The organism is Flavobacteriales bacterium, from assembly GCA_013214975.1.
Taxonomy (GTDB): Bacteria; Bacteroidota; Bacteroidia; order DT-38; family DT-38; genus DT-38.
Map to the genome: position 1 here is coordinate 1 of JABSPR010000196.1, position 3,935 is coordinate 3,935.

Below are 3,935 nucleotides of genomic sequence, written 5' to 3' on the forward strand. Positions count from 1 at the left end.
TACATCTTTTGATTCTGGATACCATGCAATACCCCCATTCAAAATAAATATTAAATCTATTGATGATTCAACTTTTATAGAGTCGAATGCTTTACTGCTTGCCGTTAACAATATTGAAATTCTTCCGGAAGAAGAAATAAGAGATATTAAACCACCTATCGATACACCCATTACTTGGCAAGAACTATTTAAGAAGTACTGGAAGATTGGACTCCTAATTATCCTCCTTCTTGGAGCTGCAGTTAGTATATGGTGGTACATTAAAAAACGAAAAGAGACAGATTTTATTCCTCAAGAAATTGAAATACCTAAAATTTCTCCTGAAATAAAGGCCCTCGAAGAATTGGCGATCTTAAAAAAGGACAAAACATGGTTAGATAAAAGCACGAAGCCATATTTCAGTTCGCTTACAGACATTATTAGAGTTTATATCCACGGACGATACCAACTTAATGCGATGGAAATGACCACAGAAGAAATATTAGATTGCCTTGAACGAATTCAAATAGGTACCCAAATAAAATCCCAATTAAGTAACATACTTAGAATGGCTGATGGTGTAAAATTCGCAAAGCAAAAACCATTAGTACAAGAGTGTGAGATATGTTTAACGAATGCTTTTGAGTTCGTGAATAAAACTACTCCTATTGAAACTCCAAAGGAAGCACCTATAAACGTTAGTCCAGAATGATGAACGACATTACATTCGCACATCCTCTATTCTTGTATGGACTAATACTTATTCCAATACTAGTATTTAGATATTTCTATTCTTCGATTAAAGATGCACCCGATGTTAAAACATCAACTCTCTCCTATTTCGAATCAACTAATTCTGTCAAAGCGAATTTAAGACATAGTCTGATCGCCCTTCGATGCATTGCAATTGGAGCAATATTTATAGCCTTAGCCCGACCTCAATCTAGTTCGAGTTGGATGGAAGAGTCTATTGAAGGAATCGATATTGTTATGAGTCTTGATATTTCCTCTAGCATGTTGGCAATGGATCTAAAGCCAAATCGTCTTGAGGCCTCGAAAGATGTTGCAATGGAATTTATTTCAAACCGTCCAAACGATCGCGTTGGGCTAGTGATTTTCAGCGGAGAGAGTTTTACGCAATGTCCACTTACCTCAGACCATGCCGTTTTAACAAACCTATTCCAAGATATTAAAACAGGGATGATCAAAGACGGAACCGCAATCGGACTTGGTTTAGCCACGGCTGTTTCCCGACTAAAAGATAGTGATGCAAAGAGCAAAGTAATTATTCTATTAACAGATGGCGTAAGTAATGCAGGATCTGTGACACCCATGACGGCTGCAGACATAGCCGCTGCTTTTGGCATTCGTGTTTATACAATTGGTGTTGGTACAATAGGGCAAGCAAAAGGTCCTGTTGGAATTAGACCTAATGGTACATATGTTTACGACATGGTTGAAGTTAATATTGACGAGGAGACTCTTCAACAGATATCAGCTCATACCGACGGAAAATACTTTAGAGCTACCAACAATAGTAAACTGAAAGACATTTATGAAGAAATAGATCTTTTAGAGAAGACTAAAATTCAGGAGAATAATTTCAAATCGACAAAAGAAGAATATTTCCCTTTGGCTATTATTGCGCTGGCTGCATTCTTACTAGAGGCAGTACTAAAAAACACTTATTTCAAAAGTATTCCTTAGATGTTCAGGTTTTTAAATATCGAATATTTCTACCTTCTTGGGTTAATTCCTGTGATGATACTCATTTATTCTTTGAACAAGAGGTGGCGTAAAAATGCTATTGCATCTTATGGAGATCCTAAACTAGTTGCTCAACTCTTACCTGATCTATCCAAAGTAAAACCCATTTTAAAACAGTTAATCGGAATTACTATAATTACTCTATTGGTAATTGGATTGGTTAATCCCCAAATCGGCTCTAAACTAAAAGAGGTTAAAAGAGAGGGGATAGATGTTATTATAGCAATCGATTTATCTAGAAGCATGATGGCTGAGGATCTTCAGCCAAATAGACTAGAAAGAGCCAAACAAATGATTTCCAAACTAGTTTCCAGGCTAAAAAACGATAGAATTGGCTTTATCGTTTTTGGAGCTGAAGCATATGTGCAACTACCCTTAACTCTTGACTATTCGGCAGCCAAATTATTCTTATCAACGGTTAATATTGGAATAATACCAAATCAAGGAACCGCCATTGGAAGCGCTATTAGAAGAAGTTATGGAGCTTTCGGTGAAGAGAACGAAAGAAATAAAGCTCTTGTAATAATTACAGATGGAGAGAACCATGAAGACGACGCTTTACAAGAAGCTGAGAATGCTGTGTCTAAAGGAATCATCGTTCATACCGTTGGTCTTGGCTCTGCCAAAGGAGGACCAATCCCCGTTTATCAAGGAGGGAGAAAACAAGGGTATGAAAAGGACAGAGATGGCGGAACAATTGTTACAAAGCTTAATGAAACTATGTTAAAGCAAGTAGCATCTTATGGAGAGGGTGCCTATATACGTGCAGGAAATACCTCAAGCGACTTGGATAGATTATTTGATGAATTCAACAAACTAGAGAAGCAAGAATTTGATTCTAAAGTGTTTTCGGATTACGAAGATCGATTTCAATATTTCCTGTTTCCTGCCTTATTACTTCTAATTTTAGATCTATTCTTATCAGACAGAAAAAACAAATGGCTGAAATCTCTTAATTTGTTTGGCGAATCAAAGAAATCATGAAGTATTTAATTGCATTCCTTCTTAACTTAATTCCTCTGGCAGTACTTGCGCAAGGGGAAGGAAATCATCTTATTAGAGATGGTAATAAACTGTACGACACCGGTAATTTCGAAGAAGCATCCAGTAAATATGATGAAGCATTAAATAAAGACCAGAATTCATTCGAAGGTGGCTTTAACCTGGGTGATTCCTATTATCGTCAAGAAAAATATGAGGAAGCAGCCGATCAGTTTGAATTACTTACAAATCAGGAAACATCTAAAGAAAATATTGCCAAAGCATTCCACAACCTTGGAAACGCACATATAAAAAACAACAAAATCGATAAGGGAATCGATGCATATAAAAAGTCGTTGATGAATAACCCGAACGATTACGATACGAAACATAATCTCTCTTATGCTCAAAGGCTAAAAAAACAACAAGAACAGCAAAAACAAGATCAGGACAAAAAAGAAGACGATAAAGAGAATGAGGACAAAGAAAAGAAAGAAGATGAAGAGAAAAAAGATGGAGATAAAAACGAGGAAGAAGATGGCGACAAAGAGGAAGGAGATGAAGATAAGGAGAAGGATGAAGACAAAAAGGATGGTGATAAAGACGAAGAGAAAGAAGATGAAGGCGATGATAAAAAGGAACAGCCTAAGCCGGAAGAAAGAGATGGGGTTTCTAAAGAAGATGCAGAACGTTTGCTAGATGCTCTTAATAACGATGAAGAAGAACTGCAAAAAGAATTGATGAAGAAAAAACAAAAATCTCAAGTTATTCAAATAAACAAACCATGGTAACAAGAGATTTTTATTCCATTTCAACAACACGGCGTAGATTTTTATTTATCTCAATAATGATGCTTCTAAGTTCGATGAGCATTGCGCAACAGTTTACGGCTTCTGTTAGTAAAAACCCGGTTAACGTAGGCGAGCGATTTCAATTAACATTCGAATTACAATCTAACGGATCAAATTTCCAAGGACCAGACCTGCATTACTTTAATGTTTTAGGTGGACCCAATATGGGATCGAGCATGTCTAACGTAAATGGACATGTTACGAATTCAACAACTTATTCATACATACTAACCGCAAAGAAACAGGGAAATATAAAAATTGCAGGGGCCAGAGTTAATACCGGGGGTAAGACTTTTCAGGCCAAATCAATTGTTTTATCGGTAAGAAAATCTGGCAACCAAAAGCAACAATCAAACA

Annotated in this window: 5 protein-coding genes; all 5 read left to right on the top strand. The window is 36.5% G+C overall.

Translation table 11 applies throughout. The features are described from left to right. A partial coding sequence (locus HRT72_06650; GenBank protein ID NQY67387.1) for a hypothetical protein occupies positions 1-691 on the top strand: 691 nt, incomplete at its 5' end. A gap of 8 nt (positions 692-699) precedes the next feature. Beyond that, a complete protein-coding gene (locus tag HRT72_06655) occupies positions 700-1,686 on the top strand; it encodes a VWA domain-containing protein (protein NQY67388.1) in 987 nt (328 codons plus the stop codon). Next, positions 1,687-2,730 carry a VWA domain-containing protein gene (locus HRT72_06660; GenBank protein NQY67389.1) on the top strand — a complete coding sequence of 348 codons (1,044 nt, stop codon included), beginning with the start codon at positions 1,687-1,689 and terminating at the stop codon, positions 2,728-2,730. Beyond that, entirely contained in the window at positions 2,727-3,518 is a 792-nt protein-coding gene (locus HRT72_06665) for a tetratricopeptide repeat protein (GenBank protein NQY67390.1), read from the top strand. The genes HRT72_06660 and HRT72_06665 overlap by 4 nt, the downstream gene beginning before the upstream one ends. Before the next feature lie 74 nt (positions 3,519-3,592). Next, the coding region (locus HRT72_06670; GenBank protein NQY67391.1) for a BatD family protein at positions 3,593-3,935 on the top strand (343 nt) is incomplete at its 3' end.